The organism is Bacillus cereus group sp. N24, assembly GCF_016483345.1.
GTDB classification, from domain to species: Bacteria; Bacillota; Bacilli; order Bacillales; family Bacillaceae_G; genus Bacillus_A; species Bacillus_A toyonensis.
On sequence record NZ_JAEHCA010000002.1, the window covers coordinates 320651 to 336683 of the forward strand.

The window sequence follows — 16033 nt, forward strand, 5'->3', positions numbered from 1 at the left end:
TGTATATAACATACAAAAAAACCGTCCACATACATTGAGGGCGGTTTTCATTATTATACTAGGGCTTCTACTGTATGAAATGATTGTCCTTTCGTGCTAATAATACCGAAAATCGGTAAGTCACTAAGCACCACTTCTTCTTGCTGTTTCATAAAAGATGACGTTAATTGTTTTATCTCTATCCAAACGTCATTAATACAAAGTACATTGGAATCGTTCTCTTGTTGGCGAGAAAAAATAGAATCTATTTTATATAAACCAGCATTTTGAAAAAGCATATCAATGCGACTGAATGCATTCAAAGTAATACTGATAACACGTTGCCAATCTCCTTGTTTTTCCATATCATAGGATACAAAAAGGGCTTCTCCGCCTAGATTCGTAATTTCCTCCACTGTTGCTTGTCCACTATCTTGATCAATGTCCGTCACAATTACTTTTGCGCCTTGTTTAGCCAACAAAAGAGCTGTATTACGTCCAATACCGATGCCACCGCCAGTTACGATAGCAACTTTTCCTGCAAGCTTCATTTTCATTACCCCTTCTATAAGTCTTACCGTCATTCAGTATACTCCTTTATAAGATTAGTCTGCAAGCAAGAAAAGTTACTCTTTTATTTGTAAGCGATTACTTTTTTACTCCTTCTTTTTTCTTACTATTACACTGATCGAAAACGAGACCAATGAAAATTAAAATTCCCCAAAAGATTATGCTACCTCCCGTCATTACAGCTTCCCCCTTCATTATATAAAGATATTATTTTCATTTATTGTACCATTTTCTTAATTTTCAATCTATCGAAAAGAGACTTTCTACTTCGAAAAATATCCTTCCATAATAAAAAACCTTTTTATGTACAAGCATAAAAAGGTTTTTTATTATACTAGATTCATCACTTTTGTCTTTGTAATCAAATCATGAAAACCGCAATTATCTTTGCGGAACAGCATCATATATACGTTGCATATTAACGGAATTCCAAGTAACAATATGTTCGGTAATAACAATACAAAAAATCGTAAAGTTAATGTTTGCAACGTTAATTTTTCACTCGTCAATGAAATCAATTTTGTTCTCGTTATTTTTTTCCCAAGTGTAACACCGTTCCACATAAAAGGTAACAAAATAAAATATAGAACCATTAATATGAAAACTACTGCGAGGTCATATCTATAGTCACCGAAACTTATATTAAACCGATTAAAAATAGCACTATAGTTTCCGGTCATAACAGCTACTACTGCACCATACATAACCGAGATTAAAAACATGTCAATTAGGGAAGCACCTATGCGATTCATTACAAGCGCTGGACGATGCATCTTCAACTTCATTTTATGTCGACTCCTTCGTATCCTTCTTTACCCGTTACATCGTACCACTTCTAAAAAACATTGTAAACTGGCGTTTCTCTTACTTTTCTTGTACAATGTGTTACAACAGCATTGTAAAGGAGGTTCCCATATTGAAAAAATGGATAATCCTATTCGTCGCCGTCCTATTAACTGCTTGTACAGGAAATACAAACCATGTATCTTATACGATTAACGATGAATACGAACTCATACGTACTTCTGGAAATGCATTTGAACTGTTCCCTACGCAAGATGCTGTATATGCCACACAATACATCCCTGCCAAAATTACAGACATCGCTTGGGATGATAAATACATTATTGTAAAACAAACAGAGGAAAAATCAGATCCAAATAACCCTGACGCAGCAATTGCAAATAAAAAAAGTGAACATTATTGGATTATTGACGTAAAGCACAATAAACGTTTCGGTCCCTATAATGAAAAACAATTTAATGAACAAAAAGATGCGTTTAAAATTAAAGTGCCTTTTCAAAATGTAGATTCATACATAAAAGAAATAAAAAAACAGTCAGCATAATATATAGAATGCTGACTGTTTTCCTTATATCATTTTAAAAACATATTACTCAGAAAGTGAAATGTTAAAACTTTGTGATTCTTTAACAGTTTCTTGTGTTTCTGTATCTCCTGCCATTAAATCATCCGTTGTAAATTTAATATCCTTTACCTTTTCTTTTCCATCATCAAGTATTAAACCGATAATTCCATCTCTTGTTTCACCAGGCTTATAATCTTCTCTTGATACATTTTTCGTACCAACGAGCGTATCTTCATCATATAAAAAGTTTTGAGTCGCTACTTTAAAATGTTGCTTATCATTAATCGTAACATCATTCATAGAGAAAAATTGCATATTTTTATTCCCGCTATTTTCCACCTTATATGTAATTTCAACGTAACGAATCGTATCACTAATCTCTGTTCCACTTAGCGATGCATATAATTCAGCATCTTCTTGACTTACCTTATCGCCCAATCTACGCTTTACTTCGTCAGGAGTTAATGCCGTATATGCTTTTAATGTATTTTTTGCGTCTTCACTCATTTGTGATAAAGAGATTACTTTCACATCTTGTACATGAATTTTCATTGGTGCTACTTCAAATGTTTGATTCACAGAATGTATCTGCTCTAACTTGAAAGTACCCCATCCTGTTTCTTTCACTTTTTGCCCAACTTTTTTTAGCTCACGCCCACCATATTCTTTTGTTTCAGGAATAGATTCTTTCTTCTTCGGTTCAGCTTTCTTTTCTTCTTGATGGAAGCAACCACTTAACATAAGAAGAAAACTACATAAAACAAAAATACTTTTCCATGCTTTCATCATTTAATTTCTCCTAACACTATCATTCATTAAAATAAATTAGTCCCTAGTCTTGTAAACTATAGAAACAATAAGAAGTCCACAAAACGAACTTGTCAGTCCAGATACTATTATACCCCCTATTTGGAAAATATGAAAATAGGGATTTACGAACGCGTGAACGATAAATATAATAGTTGCCACAATGATTGCCGAAACCCAATACTTCCTTTTTTCTGAAGCTATAATAATATCTTTCCCTGTTTCATCTTTATACTTCCATAGTACGTGTAATAGTAATAATAAACCAACACATGTACTCCCATGTTGCATATATTTATACACCGGAATACTATGTAATTCTCTTTGTAACAATGGTATTTCCATAACGAAGTAGCCTGTATTATGAGTAAACGCATCCCAAACAACATGCGTGAGCATACCAAATAAAGCAGAATAGCAAAATACAAAGAAATCCTTCCATGTATGAAGTCCCCACCTCTCATCTACTGCATATGTATAGTAGCCAGCAAATGGTTTAGGTAAATGTGTTATAAACGGCTTTTTTAAAATGTAATGATATATGTATGCTAATAGAAAGACAAGAGGTAAATTTAAATATAAGAACCCAAGCCACGTATGTCCAATCACGCCATACGGTCTAAAGTGTAAAAAATATTCAAAGTCAGGTGCCATACTACCTAATATAAGAGCCGTTACTGAAATATAATTAACCTGCTTTTTAGAAAAAGGGAGAACAGCTGCTGGATGCGCAAATGTAAACGGCATATTTTAACTCCTTTTCATATTTCCAATAGAATATCATCTATCATAACGAGAGAATTGACCTTCATGCAATGTTTATTTTCACATTGGAATATGATAGTTTCCATGTTATAATCCTCATGAAATATTCAGAAAATAAAATGGGATTTCTCATGTCATTAACACTTTTCTTTTTTCTATGGAAGAACTTAAAAATTATAAAATATATGCCTGCTCTCGTTGGCTTTATAAGCGTTCTTTCCATTTTTATATGGCAGAGAATGACGTTCGGCTGGGAAAATCTCGGTTTTGGCGCACTTTATTAGCAAGTCGTCTTACACTTCTATTTTTTGCTTTTTTAAATCAAAATCCGTTATGAATTGAGGTTTATATATTGATTGACGTACCCTTTTTAAAAAGTGTCACATTAAAAAAAGAAGATATCCCTAGCTTTTCCGCATATCCTTACTGTTTACCCGCTATTCGAACATTACAATCGCTCCTTTTCCATCCAAATGTAACATTCATTATTGGAGAAAACGGAACAGGTAAATCAACACTACTTGAAGCAATTGCAATTGCTTTAGGTTTTAATGCAGAAGGTGGAACGAAGAATTTCCGTTTTAGCACAAATAATTCACATTCATCTTTACATGAATATCTTCGAATTTCCAAAAGTTTCAATACACCAAGCGATGGTTTCTTTCTTCGCGCTGAATCATTTTATAACGTCGCTTCTTATATCGATGAAATGGATGCTGATCCAGAAGCACGCGGAAATCCAGTTATTGACTCATATGGTGGTATCTCACTACATAAACAATCACATGGCGAATCATTTTTCTCCTTATTTATGAACCGTTTTTCAGGACAAGGTTTATACATTTTAGATGAGCCTGAGGCAGCTTTATCCCCGATGAGACAACTTTCCATGCTCATTCGAATGCACGAACTAGCTGAACAAGGTTCACAATTTGTTATTGCCACGCATTCCCCTATATTAATGGCTTATCCTGAATCTACTATATATTCTTTAACACAAGAGGGGATTCACGAATCATCTTTAGAAGAAACGGAACATTATCAAACGACGAAACTTTTCTTTGAAAATCGCGATCGATTATTCCATCATCTATTTGAGTCGTAAAAAAGAAGCAGCAAACGCTGCTTCTTTTTTATAATGCTTCTATAAATAAGGCAACCCCGATACCGCCACCGACGCATAAAGAGGCAATTCCTTTTTCTAATCCACGTCTTTTTAATTCATGAATTAAACTTACAGTGATACGAGCTCCTGTACAACCGATTGGGTGTCCAAGTCCTACACCACTACCGTTTACATTCACTTTTTCACGGTCTAAACCTAATTCTTTCTCTACAGCTAGGTATTGCGCAGCGAAAGCTTCATTAATTTCAAGTAAATCTGCATCTTCTAATGACCAATCTACTTTTTCTAATCCTTTACGAATTGCTGGTGCTGGTCCAATTCCCATAATTTTAGGATCTACTCCAGCTACTGAATAGCCAACAATTCTAGCTAACGGTTGTAAGCCTTTTTCTTTCGCTTTCTCTTCACTCATTAATACTAGAACTGCACTTCCGTCATTAAGACCAGATGCATTCCCTGCCGTTACAGATCCATCTTTACGGAAAGCTGGTTTTAATCCAGCTAATTTTTCCGCTGTAATATCTGCACGCGGATGTTCATCCTTAGAAAATACAATTTCTTTTCTACGCTCTTTTATTGTAATAGGAACAATTTGATCGTCAAAGTATCCAGACTCGATTGCTTGTAGTGCCAATGTATGACTGCGAAGCGCAACTTCATCTTGTTCCTCTCTTGTAATTTCATATTGTTCAACTAGATTTTCCGCTGTTTCACCCATCATAATATGATGAATCGGATCTTCTAGCACTTCCCACACCGTATCACGAATTTCTCCGTGCTGTAGACGTTGTCCCCAGCGGTGCTGTTTCAATGCATAAGGGCTCGAACTCATCGCTTCTACTCCACCTGCAATAACAACATCACTCACACCTAATTGAATTTGCATTGCAGCTGACATAATTGCTTGCATACCTGAAGAACATTGGCGTTGGATTGTATAGCCCGTAACTGTGTCAGGAAATCCTGCCGCTAATGCAGCCGTTCTCGCCGTATTTGCTTCATCAGTTCTTTGAATACAATGACCCAAAATTACTTCATCAACTTCATGTGGTTCTACCCCGCCTCGTTTTACAGCTTCCTGAAGTACAGGAACAGCTAATTCTACTGGTGTTATATTTTTTAGTGCTCCTCCGAAAGTTCCAATTGGTGAACGAACTGCAGCTGTAATGACAACATTATGCATTTTGTACTTGCCCCTCTCTTATGTACCCTAGTCAGTTTTTAGGTGAAATTCCATAAGATGTATATCTACAACTATCATACTATAAACATACTAAAAAATCAAAATATTTAATATAATAAAAATAGAAGGAATTAACCTTCTATTCTGTTAATGCGTATAGGAATTTTTGTAAAATCTTCTCTGTTGTTTTATTCAAATTCGGTAACTTATCTACCGGAAAATATTGAAGTTGTAATCCTTCATGATCAAGCTTAACTTCCCCACTCACATGATGCCCCTGATACAGATGAATGACATTAAAAATTTCATCTCCATTTGGATATTGGAAGTACACTTCTTTTCCCGAAAGAACCCCGATAAATTGCATAATTTTCGCGTTTAGTCCCGTCTCTTCAAATAGTTCTCTGCGAGCAGTTTCTTCTGTCGTTTCTCCTAGCTCCATCGCTCCGCCAGGTACACCCCAATCATATGTGTCTGAACGATATTGAAGCAATACTTCTTGCCTATCATTTAATATAATAATTGCTGATCCTACTAAAATAAGTGGCCTTGTACCAACGACTTTACGTAACTCTTCAATATACCCCAATATGTAAACTCTCCTTTCCTCACCCTCCCTTATCATAACAAAATTTTTCTCATTTTGTTGATGTAAATTTCAAGAAAAAAAGGAAGCTTTCGCTCCCTTTTTTCACTTTATTTCTTAAAACTTTCATATTTTACAGCTTCAAAAGCTTCTTCAATTTCATCATTACGATAATGGACGTATGTAAAACGCCCCAATTCTACTAATCTTGCTATTTCTTGTAACGCTTTATATTGGTCATATGTTTCCCCCAGCTTAATATGTACATAAAACTTCATTAATGGATGTTCATATACAGGTTCTCCCACCTCTACATATACATCTTCAACCCCTTGCACAACTTTTACATAACTCGCAAATTGATAAAGAGCTTCTCTGTCTGAAACGATTTTTAATGTATACATATATTCTCCCCCTTTCCTTTACTATATCAAAAAGATGACCATACTACGTTATAGAACTATGAAATTTTTTCGACTTGTAGTCTATATATTCATGTAATAAATAAGGCGTTTATCCATACATAGCACCTTTTTCTCACATATATTATAGGAAGAATTTTTTCATTTGAGGTGTTCCCTATGGATCCATACGTCAATATATGTATTTGCATTACGCCAGGCGCCAACATTTCTGAAGACCGTATCGCAAAAGATTTAGCAGTCGCAGAATCAATTTGGCACCCTATTACATTTCAAATTCAAGAAGTAATTGTATTAAATGAGCTTTTTCGTTTTTCAGACCGTGAAATTAGTTATAAAAATTCTATTCAAAGTCAGGAAAAATTAGCATCCTTTTTCCAAACGTGTGTAAATGAAGCTCCAGAATGTGATCTTTATATTTGTTATATTGGCAGTGATTATTTTAAAGAAACAGCAGTAATTGCCTGTGCTTACTCTTTAGCTAAACAACAACAACTTACTGGTTATATCGTTTTAACAAATTCAGCCGCTCCTATGAAAAATATATATACGCTCGCTCACGAAATTGGCCATATTTTATTCACAAGGCGGGTTCACGGAAAACTTACACATGCAGATCCTCATTCTCCAACTGGCTCGGAACACCACCCTTCTCCATCAAATCTGATGTACCCTATAGTCCCCCGCCCAGAAAACGTCCATATTCATTCCTTATTAACAAACGAACAAAAAGAACTCTCTTTACAAAGCTCTTTATTACAAAGAAAAAAACAGTAACAATCTTATTACTGTTTAAAACAACTTATTTAATCAACAAACCAAGTCCCGGCTGCTAGAAATAAAAATAGACAACTAAACGTAAATGTAATCCCTCTAAAAATCCCTATATAATATTTCTTTGGAAATAATTTTTTGCATATCCAGAGCAGCCCTTTTCCTATTAACCTGAAGAACAACATATATCCTGATGTGCTAATAAAGTATTGAAATAGACATCATGTATTTCTTTTTGTGAGAACAATATAATTAAACCTAGAATACAACCACTCCATATACATATAAATAACTCTTTCTCTTTTTATTCGTATACTTCTCTTTTTTCTAATTTCGTATGAATTTTTAGAAGCATATAAATAATAATGAAAAGAATTACTTGTTGTACATACATTCCAATAATGTTTGATAAATCTATCTTTACAAATACAAATTCTAATGCAATTGGTACTAGTAAATAAGACAAAGTAAACCAACCACCAACTTTAATATTTACAATAGTTGCAAAAATAACTACTACGCCAACAAGAGTGAAGCTTTCTGTAGCAGTAAATTTAATAAATGTTGTACCATAAAATTCATTTAATAATGCAATACTAAAAATTGATAAAAACCATACTGCACCAGTTATATATATAATTAAAAATTCAGTTCTTTTACATTTAAAGACTGCTGTTCTCATCCCCCATATTAATACACTAATCCCTACCAAAATCATAATTGGATATCCAATTACTTCAATTAAAGAATAAGACAAGCGATGGTCGGCTTCACTAAAGAATACACTCTTCATCATCGTGAATGCTAATAAGTTTATAATAAAGTAAAGTAATAATTTATAATTCCCTTTTCTATCAACTTCCATCTCTTTCGCAAGTTGATTAGCATATTCCTTTGGATCATGACCGAATATATCATTTACACTCTTCCCTCTTTTTTCTCCTTCTATTAAATGAACTTCAGCATCTTCTATAAAAGAAATAATATCCATTTCTCTAATACCCCTCGTTCGTAAATACCCTTGAGTATCATCTAAAAATTTTTGTGCTTCATTCGATAACACTATTATCCCTCCCTTAATTAACCGTTTCTCTTTTATTCGTCTTCATCATAATTTCGAGGAAAATTAAAATAAATAAACTTCCGTATAAACATATAATTTGAAATAACATTGGCATGAGATCTTCTGATGTAAATGTTTGAAATACTAACATAATAGAAAGAGGAATAATTAAATATAAGTTTTTAAACCATCCTTCAAAATACATGTTTATAGCTACTGTGATGATAAAGATCCCACCAGCTAGCATATAACTTTGCATTTGGGTGAATGTAACCATCTTTGTAGGGTATATTACATCTAATATCGTAACAGCTCCTAATAAAAACATTGGAGCGATCATGACTAAAGACCACATAGAAAACCACGTTTTTGTAAAGCTTGTTACAAAGGTCATTTTACGAAGCAAAAAATTAGGGCCTAACACAGCTAACATTAATGTGAAACTATAACCAATGCACTGAATAAGTGAAATTTGTAACTTTCCGTTATTCACTATTAAAATAGAAGCAATAATCCAAAATGCTACGATATTCATTACTGTAAAACCAATTTGCTTCCACGTTTCCTGTCTTTCTCTTTCCATCACTTTTACAAGTTCATTAGCATATTCTTTCGGCGAACTACCAAAAATTTCTTCTACACTTTTCCCGTCACTCTCACCTTCTATTAAATGCAACTCTGCATCTTCTAAAAAGCTTTCCATATCGCTTTCTTTCACACTCTTTGCAGTCAAAAATAATCTCATATCTAACAAAAACTTTTGCGATTCACTTGATAGCATTATTTTCTTCTTCCCTTCCCTTCAAGTAGACGTTCTACACTACTTTGCATCGCTTCCCAGCGACCCATAAAGTCATCTAGTTCATCTTCGCCCTTTTCTGTTAACGTATAATACTTCCTTTTTGGACCAGATGGAGATTCCTTCATTACACTTGATATAAGCCCCTCTTTTTGCATCCGTATTAACAACGGATAAATACTTCCCTCACTCGCCATTGTAAAACCATACTTTGCTAGCTTTTCACTCATTTCATAACCGTATATTTCACCTTCAGAAATAATAGCAAGTAAGCATCCTTCTAAAATCCCTTTCAGCATTTGACTTGTCGACATAATTGAAATCCTCCCGCTATCTTGTTTTACAAGATAGCTAAGCGTAAGTATCTTGCTTTACAAAATAGTATACCAGAGACTATTTTGTAAAACAAGATAGCTAACGGATTTTTTCCAAATGTTTGCAGGAATTTCGTAGTTCCTCCTCTAAATAGAGCAATAAGGGAACTTTTATTATGAAGGAGTGTTTTTCATCATGGTTACAAATCGAGTTGTCTTTTTAACAGGTGCTGCGAGTGGTATTGGTTATGAAATGGGGAATGCTTTTGCAAAAGCAGGCGCAAAAGTTGTTATTACTGATCGCCTTGAAGATCGTGCGAAAGAAGCTGCTGAACAATTACAAAAAGAAGGCTTTCAAGCTATCGGTTTAAAATGTGACGTTACATCTGAAGAAGAAATCACAGTAGCGCTTTCTCAAACAGTTAGTCATTTCGGTTCATTAGACGTATTAATTAACAATGCAGGAATGCAACATGTTTCACCGATTGAAGATTTTCCAACTGAGAAATTCGAGCTTCTTATTAAAATTATGCAAATCGCTCCATTTATCGCCATCAAACACGCTTTTCCTATTATGAAAAAACAAAAATACGGCCGGATTATTAACGTCGCTTCTATTAATGGCCTTGTCGGATTCGCCGGAAAAGCTGCCTACAATAGCGCAAAGCATGGCGTAATTGGACTAACAAAAGTTGCCGCATTAGAAGGTGCTACCCATGGAATTACTGTTAATGCACTTTGCCCTGGTTATGTCGATACCCCTCTTGTACGTAATCAACTACAAGACTTAGCTACTACACGAAATGTACCGCTTGAAAATGTTTTAGAAGATGTCATTTATCCACTTGTACCACAAAAACGTTTATTACAAGTACAAGAAATTGCTGATTATGCTATATTTTTAGCGAGTGAAAAAGCAAAAGGCATAACTGGTCAAGCTGTCGTTATCGATGGTGGTTATACTGCTCAATAGTGAAACTTTAATCAGTGGGGGCTTCATCCCCCACTGATTCGTAGCCCTCACCAATCGGGCTTTTACGGGCAGTTAATGCGGGATTAAAAAATAAAGTTTGCTCACGAAGAGCAAACTTTATTTTTTATTACGAGGATCATCGTACTTTAGTAATTGCTGTGGCAGTTTCTCTATCGCAACAGTTATCCCATCTAATTTACTTTCAATCCGATGGAGTAAATATAATGTTACAACAATTGGAAAGCCTACATTACCTATCATCCCGATCCACTCTTCCATCCTTCTCTCCTCCTTTCATTATATAAATAAGGGGAAAAGGCACATTTAGGCATAAATTGAAACTTTAATCAGCAGGGAGGTTGTCCATCCCCACTAATTAGTAGCCCTCATCAATCGGGCTTTTACGGGCAGTTGATCTCCCACCTAACTCCCTCGCATTCGCCGAATTTTGAGTAGGAGTCTTACTGCGCGTTAATGCGGGATAAAAAAAACAAGCTATTATGTATTAGCTTGTTTTTCAAATAATGATGAAATTTCTCGCTCATAATCTCCACGTATAATACCTTTCTCAGTAATAATACCTGTAATTAATTCATGCGGTGTTACGTCAAATGCAGGATTATAAACATCTGTACCAATCGGTGCCACTTGTTTGCCAAAAATTTTCGTAACTTCTGTTTCATCTCTTTCTTCAATAACAATTTCGGTACCTGTTTGTTTCGTAATATCAAACGTAGATAACGGAGCTGCAACGTAAAATGGAATTTCGAAATACTTTGCTAATATAGCTAAATTCATTGTTCCGATTTTATTTGCCGTATCTCCATTTGTGACAATTCGATCTGCCCCTACGATAATTGCATCAATTTCTTTCGTACGAATTGCATGAGCTGCCGTATTATCTGTAATAAGCGTCACATCAATACCCGCTTGCTTTAACTCCCATGTCGTTAAACGGCCACCTTGTAAAACCGGTCTCGTTTCACATGCATACGCATGTAAGTGTACACCTTTTTCTTTCCCGATATAAAACGGCGCTAATGCAGTACCATACCTTGCAGTTGCAATACTTCCGGCATTACAAATTGTTAAAATGTTATCACCGTCTGTAAAGCATGTTAACGCATGTTCTCCAATACTCCGGCATACCTCTTCATCTTCCTGCTGAATGCGAAGCGCTTCTTCTTCTAATGTTTTTTGCGCTTCTTTTATTGTAGTAATCTCTCGAATAGATTCTCTCATACGATTAATTGCCCAAAACAAATTCACTGCCGTCGGTCGTGATGTCCCTAAATAGTTACAATCTCTATTAAATATCTTCTGAAATTCTTCAATATGTATCGTGTTATATTTTTTTGATGCAAGCGCCAAACCAAATGCTGCTACAATTCCAATTGCGGGTGCTCCGCGTACTTCTAGCATTACAATACTTTTCCATACCTCTTCAATAGTCGTCAACGTTTTATATTCTGTACTATGCGGCAACTTTGTTTGATTTAATACCGCAATTGCATCACCTTTCCAACTTACAGACCTCGGAACAGTTACAAATGTACTCATGCTTTTATGCCTCCTGAAACTGTCTGTTGAAATAATGTTCGAAACAGTTGAATATCAGCACACTTAGATTCATATTTTATTAGTTCTTTTCCTAAGTACAGCGCTTGCTTCTTAGCTTGAATTCTTCTTTCTTTATTTGCTATTTCATCTAAATCCGCTACATGAGCTAAACCAATTGTTCTACGAATCAGTTCACATCCGGCAAATCCGACGGCATCAGTAAAGATATTTTGCAAAATAATTGGTAACCATTGTTTTTCTTTCGTATATGCTTCTACACCTTCTCCAATCCATAACTTCGTAAAAGTTTCTACAAAATAACTCCATGTCTTTTCTATATGGAAAAATAGTACACTTCTCTTTTCTTCTTCTCTCGATAAAGCATTTAATAATAGATTTGCAATAAATTGACCGATATCAAAGCCAAATGGACCGTACGTTGCAAATTCTGGATCAATCACTTTCGTTTCAGAAGGTGATGAAAAAATACTACCAGTATGTAAATCACCATGAATAAGCGCTTCTTTTCTCGTTAAAAACTTATATTTATATTGTGCTACTTTTAGTTTTAAAATTTTGTCACTCCAAAGTTCATCAATCACTGACTGTAAATCTGACTCATAATCATTCGTATCGTAATGTCCAAACGGATCCGTAAAAACTAAATCTTCTGTAATTTTACTAAGGTCTGGATTTACAAATGTACCTTCTAGCACCCTTTTATCTTCTGACTGTAAACCGAAATCTGAAGTATAAAATAAAACATGTGCTAGAAAACGACCGATATGCTGGGATAAAAGTGGATATCCTTCTCCATCTATTAATCCTTTTCTTGTAATTGTTAGTCTTGATAAGTCTTCTATTACTGTAACTGCTAACTCTTCATCATGACTGTACACTACCGGAACATAATCTGGTACATACTTCGCGAAAATTTGTAATGCCTTGCTTTCAATCGTCGCTCTTTTTATAGACAACGGCCAGCTCTCACCAACTACTTTCGCATATGGAAGTGCTTGTTTTATTATAATTGATCTCTCTCCATCAACTAATTTGAACACGTAATTTAAATTTCCATCTCCTATTTCATGACAAACTACATTCGCCTTCTTGTCAAAATATCCATGTTCTTTCGCATATTGTACAGCTGTTACTTCTGTTAATGAATAATATCCCATCGTCTTTTCCTCCTTTTTAAATTCAGAGGTTTTTCTAACGCAGAAAAACCTCTTTCCACTAAGAAAGAGGTTTGAAGTTTATCTTCTCCCCTCTTATCTGCCAGAAATTTTACTTTCTGCTGGAATTAGCACCGTGCCTTTTGGCGTCATAAACGCCCCATTTCACAATGGTATTACGGTCGGTTGCTGGGCTTCATCGGGCCAAATCCCTCCACCTGCTCTTGATAAGAGTTATATAATTTTTTAGAATTTTTAACTTTATGTTGAAGACTATACCAAGAATAAAAATCACTTGTCAATATTTTATTTGTATAGTTCTGGACGGCGATCTGCAAAAACTGGAATTCCTTTACGTACCTCTTTAATCTTCTCGAATGTAAGTTCTCCAAATAAAATGGATTCCTCTTTATTTGCCTCTACCACGACTTCACCCCAAGGATCCACAATTAGAGAATGACCTGCAAACTCATTATTCGGATCCTTTCCTGATCTATTGCATGCAACAACATAACATTGATTTTCAACTGCTCTTGCTTGCAATAGCAAACGCCAATGTGCTAAACGAACTAATGGCCATTCTGCTACAACGAATAAAACTTTTGCCCCTTTAGCAGTATGAACGCGCATCCATTCTGGAAAACGAATATCATAGCAAATTGTGCCAGCGCACTCGATATCATCTAGTTTAAATTCACCTGTTTCATTACCCGCTATTAAATATTTGTGTTCATCCATAAGCTGAAATAAATGTACTTTACTATATTCATTGACTAGATCTCCTTCGTTGTTTACGACATACATTGTATTGGTAACCCCTTGCTCTGTTTGCTTTGCTATAGAACCACCAACAATATGTACACCATATTGCTTCGACCATTCTTTCAACTTTTCTTTCGTTTCTAATCCATCCCTATCTGCAATTTCAGAAAGCCTCGTTAAATCATATCCTGTTGTCCATAGTTCTGGTAAGACGATAACATCTGGTCTTTCCTTCATCGCTTCGCTTATTTTGTTTTTAGCGTTCTCCATATTTTTTTCTACATCTCCAAATACAATATCCATTTGAATACATGCGACTTTCATTTTTTCAGCCCCATTCTTAATTTTCTCTTTACAAAATACTGGAAAGATTATATCATTTGTCACTAGAATTGTAACAACTTTCAAAAGAGGTGGAAAGTATGAAATTATTTCAACCTTCTGAGATAGTAACATCATTGCCAACACAATTTTTCGCTTCACTTGTTGCAAAAGTTAACAAAGTCGTTGCGGCTGGTCACGATGTTATTAATCTAGGTCAAGGTAATCCAGATCAACCAACACCGCAGCATATCGTAAAAGCTTTACAACATGCTGCAGAAAAGGCCATTCATCATAAATATCCGCCATTTCGCGGACACGAAAGCTTAAAAGAAGCCGTGGCAACATTCTATCAACGTGAATATGATGTAGTAGTAAATCCAAAAACTGAAGTTGCTATTTTGTTTGGTGGAAAAGCTGGATTAGTAGAATTACCAATGTGTTTTACCAATCCTGGTGATACGATTCTCGTTCCCGATCCAGGCTATCCAGATTATTTATCCGGAGTTGCTTTAGCAAAAGCGCAATTTGAAACAATGCCGCTTATTGCCGAAAATAAATTTTTACCAGATTATACAAAAATTGATGACGCTATTGCGAAACAAGCAAAGTTAATGTTTTTAAACTATCCAAACAATCCTACTGGTGCTACTGCATCAAAAGATTTCTTTGATGAAACCATTCATTTTGCTAATAAACATAATATATTAGTCGTTCACGATTTTGCTTACGGTGCGATCGGATTTGATGGTCAAAAACCGGTTAGTTTCTTGCAAGCAGACGGTGCAAAAGATATAGGAATTGAAATTTACACATTATCCAAAACTTTCAATATGGCTGGATGGCGTATTGCTTTTGCCGTAGGGAATGAAAGTGTCATCGAAACAATTAACCTATTGCAAGATCATATGTATGTTAGTATTTTTGGTGCAGTTCAAGACGCTGCCCGCGAAGCGCTATTAAGTTCACAATCTTGCGTCGTAGATCTTGTAAATAGTTACGAATCTCGAAGAAATGCTCTTATTTCAGCTTGTCACTCTATCGGTTGGAATGTAGACATCCCAACCGGATCCTTCTTTGCATGGCTTCCTGTACCAGAAGGATATACATCTGAGCAATTTTCTGATATTTTGCTAGAAAAAGCACACGTTGCAGTTGCTCCTGGTGTTGGATTTGGTGAACACGGTGAAGGATACGTCCGCGTTGGTCTCTTGCATACAGAAGAACGATTACGAGAAGCAATTAATCGAATTGATAAATTAAATTTTTTCAAAAAGTCGTTGACAACATGAAAAATATCTGACAAAATTCAGTTATCTTAAAAATTTAAACATTTCTAAATACTTCTTATCAAGAGCAGGTGGAGGGACGAGCCCGACGAAACCCGGCAACCGATCTACAATTGTAGACACGGTGCTAATTCTCGCAGCATTACGCTGACAGATAAGGAGCTGGTTGTAAAAAAACCTCTCCTTAGCTGAGAGG

20 protein-coding genes, 2 pseudogenes and 2 riboswitches are annotated in these 16033 nt (G+C 35.2%); of the genes and pseudogenes, 6 read left to right on the plus strand and 16 right to left on the minus strand.

Annotated elements, in window-relative coordinates:
- Positions 1–53 precede the first annotated feature (53 nt).
- From JDS95_RS04560 to JDS95_RS04570, 3 genes are all read right to left on the minus strand, one after another.
- Complete coding sequence (locus JDS95_RS04560) at positions 54–563, minus strand: SDR family NAD(P)-dependent oxidoreductase (RefSeq protein ID WP_000218407.1); 510 nt, start codon at positions 561–563, stop codon at positions 54–56.
- A gap of 64 nt (positions 564–627) precedes the next feature.
- Positions 628–726, minus strand: a complete 99-nt coding sequence (locus JDS95_RS04565) for a hypothetical protein (RefSeq protein WP_000145635.1) — start codon at positions 724–726, stop codon at positions 628–630.
- Between the two features lie 152 nt (positions 727–878).
- A complete protein-coding gene (locus JDS95_RS04570) occupies positions 879–1334 on the minus strand; it encodes an RDD family protein (protein ID WP_199690296.1) in 456 nt (151 codons plus the stop codon).
- A 131-nt stretch (positions 1335–1465) separates the two neighbouring features.
- On the opposite strand from JDS95_RS04570, the gene JDS95_RS04575 reads away from it, so the two are divergent.
- Entirely contained in the window at positions 1466–1897 is a 432-nt protein-coding gene (locus tag JDS95_RS04575) for a DUF3997 domain-containing protein (protein WP_000758796.1), read from the plus strand.
- Positions 1898–1942: 45 nt separating this feature from the next.
- Here JDS95_RS04575 and JDS95_RS04580 read toward each other — a convergent pair whose 3' ends face one another.
- Both JDS95_RS04580 and JDS95_RS04585 read right to left on the minus strand, forming a co-directional pair.
- On the minus strand, positions 1943–2707 hold the full coding sequence (locus JDS95_RS04580) for a hypothetical protein (RefSeq protein WP_000973889.1): 765 nt from the start codon (positions 2705–2707) through the stop codon (positions 1943–1945).
- Between the two features lie 36 nt (positions 2708–2743).
- Positions 2744–3472, minus strand: coding sequence for a DUF4184 family protein (locus tag JDS95_RS04585; RefSeq protein ID WP_001116887.1), 729 nt, complete (start codon positions 3470–3472; stop codon positions 2744–2746).
- A gap of 116 nt (positions 3473–3588) precedes the next feature.
- Here JDS95_RS04585 and JDS95_RS31790 point away from each other — a divergent pair.
- Together JDS95_RS31790 and JDS95_RS04590 are read left to right on the plus strand one after the other, a co-directional pair.
- Positions 3589–3832, plus strand: a pseudogene (locus tag JDS95_RS31790) (hypothetical protein).
- A 10-nt stretch (positions 3833–3842) separates the two neighbouring features.
- The gene (locus JDS95_RS04590) at positions 3843–4595 is read left to right on the plus strand and encodes an AAA family ATPase (protein WP_000567990.1); all 753 of its coding nucleotides are present in this window, start codon (positions 3843–3845) and stop codon (positions 4593–4595) included.
- A 28-nt stretch (positions 4596–4623) separates the two neighbouring features.
- On the opposite strand, the gene JDS95_RS04595 is transcribed toward JDS95_RS04590, so the two are convergent.
- The 3 genes from JDS95_RS04595 to JDS95_RS04605 form a co-directional block, all read right to left on the minus strand.
- Entirely contained in the window at positions 4624–5799 is a 1176-nt protein-coding gene (locus JDS95_RS04595; RefSeq protein ID WP_000552062.1) for an acetyl-CoA C-acetyltransferase, read from the minus strand.
- 139 nt (positions 5800–5938) lie between these two features.
- Positions 5939–6388, minus strand: coding sequence for an NUDIX hydrolase (locus JDS95_RS04600; protein ID WP_000540531.1), 450 nt, complete (start codon positions 6386–6388; stop codon positions 5939–5941).
- Positions 6389–6495: 107 nt separating this feature from the next.
- Entirely contained in the window at positions 6496–6789 is a 294-nt protein-coding gene (locus JDS95_RS04605; RefSeq protein WP_000288324.1) for a DUF3928 family protein, read from the minus strand.
- A 177-nt stretch (positions 6790–6966) separates the two neighbouring features.
- Here JDS95_RS04605 and JDS95_RS04610 point away from each other — a divergent pair, with 177 nt between their 5' ends.
- On the plus strand, positions 6967–7584 hold the full coding sequence (locus tag JDS95_RS04610; RefSeq protein WP_000371630.1) for an ImmA/IrrE family metallo-endopeptidase: 618 nt from the start codon (positions 6967–6969) through the stop codon (positions 7582–7584).
- A 29-nt stretch (positions 7585–7613) separates the two neighbouring features.
- Here the strand turns inward: JDS95_RS04610 and JDS95_RS31035 are convergent.
- From JDS95_RS31035 to JDS95_RS04625, 4 genes and pseudogenes are all read right to left on the minus strand, one after another.
- Positions 7614–7867 (minus strand): annotated as a pseudogene (locus JDS95_RS31035) (DNA-binding protein).
- Positions 7868–7885: 18 nt separating this feature from the next.
- Positions 7886–8644 carry a DUF1129 domain-containing protein gene (locus tag JDS95_RS04615; RefSeq protein ID WP_000950428.1) on the minus strand — a complete coding sequence of 253 codons (759 nt, stop codon included), beginning with the start codon at positions 8642–8644 and terminating at the stop codon, positions 7886–7888.
- 13 nt (positions 8645–8657) lie between these two features.
- Positions 8658–9425, minus strand: coding sequence for a DUF1129 domain-containing protein (locus tag JDS95_RS04620; protein ID WP_000952903.1), 768 nt, complete (start codon positions 9423–9425; stop codon positions 8658–8660).
- Positions 9425–9757, minus strand: a complete 333-nt coding sequence (locus JDS95_RS04625) for a PadR family transcriptional regulator (protein WP_000107972.1) — start codon at positions 9755–9757, stop codon at positions 9425–9427. The genes JDS95_RS04620 and JDS95_RS04625 overlap by 1 nt, the downstream gene beginning before the upstream one ends.
- A gap of 196 nt (positions 9758–9953) precedes the next feature.
- On the opposite strand from JDS95_RS04625, the gene JDS95_RS04630 reads away from it, so the two are divergent.
- Positions 9954–10730: a 3-hydroxybutyrate dehydrogenase gene (locus JDS95_RS04630; protein ID WP_000258431.1), complete on the plus strand. Its 777-nt coding sequence runs from the start codon at positions 9954–9956 to the stop codon at positions 10728–10730.
- A 117-nt stretch (positions 10731–10847) separates the two neighbouring features.
- On the opposite strand, the gene JDS95_RS04635 is transcribed toward JDS95_RS04630, so the two are convergent.
- From JDS95_RS04635 to JDS95_RS04650, 4 genes are all read right to left on the minus strand, one after another.
- Positions 10848–11009, minus strand: coding sequence for a YvrJ family protein (locus tag JDS95_RS04635; RefSeq protein WP_000393324.1), 162 nt, complete (start codon positions 11007–11009; stop codon positions 10848–10850).
- 219 nt (positions 11010–11228) lie between these two features.
- Positions 11229–12290: an S-methyl-5-thioribose-1-phosphate isomerase gene (gene mtnA / locus JDS95_RS04640; RefSeq protein WP_199690298.1), complete on the minus strand. Its 1062-nt coding sequence runs from the start codon at positions 12288–12290 to the stop codon at positions 11229–11231.
- A complete protein-coding gene (gene mtnK / locus JDS95_RS04645) occupies positions 12287–13468 on the minus strand; it encodes an S-methyl-5-thioribose kinase (RefSeq protein WP_199690299.1) in 1182 nt (393 codons plus the stop codon). Before mtnK ends, mtnA begins: the two co-directional genes overlap by 4 nt.
- Before the next feature lie 90 nt (positions 13469–13558).
- Positions 13559–13699: riboswitch (SAM riboswitch) on the minus strand.
- Positions 13700–13771: 72 nt separating this feature from the next.
- Positions 13772–14635, minus strand: coding sequence for a carbon-nitrogen family hydrolase (locus tag JDS95_RS04650; protein WP_033661364.1), 864 nt, complete (start codon positions 14633–14635; stop codon positions 13772–13774).
- A 14-nt stretch (positions 14636–14649) separates the two neighbouring features.
- On the opposite strand from JDS95_RS04650, the gene JDS95_RS04655 reads away from it, so the two are divergent.
- Positions 14650–15840: a pyridoxal phosphate-dependent aminotransferase gene (locus tag JDS95_RS04655; protein WP_000765538.1), complete on the plus strand. Its 1191-nt coding sequence runs from the start codon at positions 14650–14652 to the stop codon at positions 15838–15840.
- Positions 15841–15892: 52 nt separating this feature from the next.
- Positions 15893–15998: riboswitch (SAM riboswitch) on the plus strand.
- Positions 15999–16033: the final 35 nt, after the last annotated feature.

Coding starts and splice junctions, on each gene's coding strand:
- JDS95_RS04610 (WP_000371630.1), top strand. CDS start 6,967: ATGGATCCATACGTCAATATATGTATTTGCATTACGCCAGGCGCCAAC.
- JDS95_RS04630 (WP_000258431.1), top strand. CDS start 9,954: ATGGTTACAAATCGAGTTGTCTTTTTAACAGGTGCTGCGAGTGGTATT.
- JDS95_RS04605 (WP_000288324.1), bottom strand. CDS start 6,789: ATGTATACATTAAAAATCGTTTCAGACAGAGAAGCTCTTTATCAATTT.
- JDS95_RS04570 (WP_199690296.1), bottom strand. CDS start 1,334: ATGAAGTTGAAGATGCATCGTCCAGCGCTTGTAATGAATCGCATAGGT.
- JDS95_RS04655 (WP_000765538.1), top strand. CDS start 14,650: ATGAAATTATTTCAACCTTCTGAGATAGTAACATCATTGCCAACACAA.
- JDS95_RS04565 (WP_000145635.1), bottom strand. CDS start 726: ATGACGGGAGGTAGCATAATCTTTTGGGGAATTTTAATTTTCATTGGT.
- mtnK (WP_199690299.1), bottom strand. CDS start 13,468: ATGGGATATTATTCATTAACAGAAGTAACAGCTGTACAATATGCGAAA.
- JDS95_RS04625 (WP_000107972.1), bottom strand. CDS start 9,757: ATGTCGACAAGTCAAATGCTGAAAGGGATTTTAGAAGGATGCTTACTT.
- JDS95_RS04620 (WP_000952903.1), bottom strand. CDS start 9,425: ATGCTATCAAGTGAATCGCAAAAGTTTTTGTTAGATATGAGATTATTT.
- JDS95_RS04580 (WP_000973889.1), bottom strand. CDS start 2,707: ATGATGAAAGCATGGAAAAGTATTTTTGTTTTATGTAGTTTTCTTCTT.
- JDS95_RS04595 (WP_000552062.1), bottom strand. CDS start 5,799: ATGCATAATGTTGTCATTACAGCTGCAGTTCGTTCACCAATTGGAACT.
- JDS95_RS04635 (WP_000393324.1), bottom strand. CDS start 11,009: ATGGAAGAGTGGATCGGGATGATAGGTAATGTAGGCTTTCCAATTGTT.
- JDS95_RS04585 (WP_001116887.1), bottom strand. CDS start 3,472: ATGCCGTTTACATTTGCGCATCCAGCAGCTGTTCTCCCTTTTTCTAAA.
- JDS95_RS04560 (WP_000218407.1), bottom strand. CDS start 563: ATGACGGTAAGACTTATAGAAGGGGTAATGAAAATGAAGCTTGCAGGA.
- mtnA (WP_199690298.1), bottom strand. CDS start 12,290: ATGAGTACATTTGTAACTGTTCCGAGGTCTGTAAGTTGGAAAGGTGAT.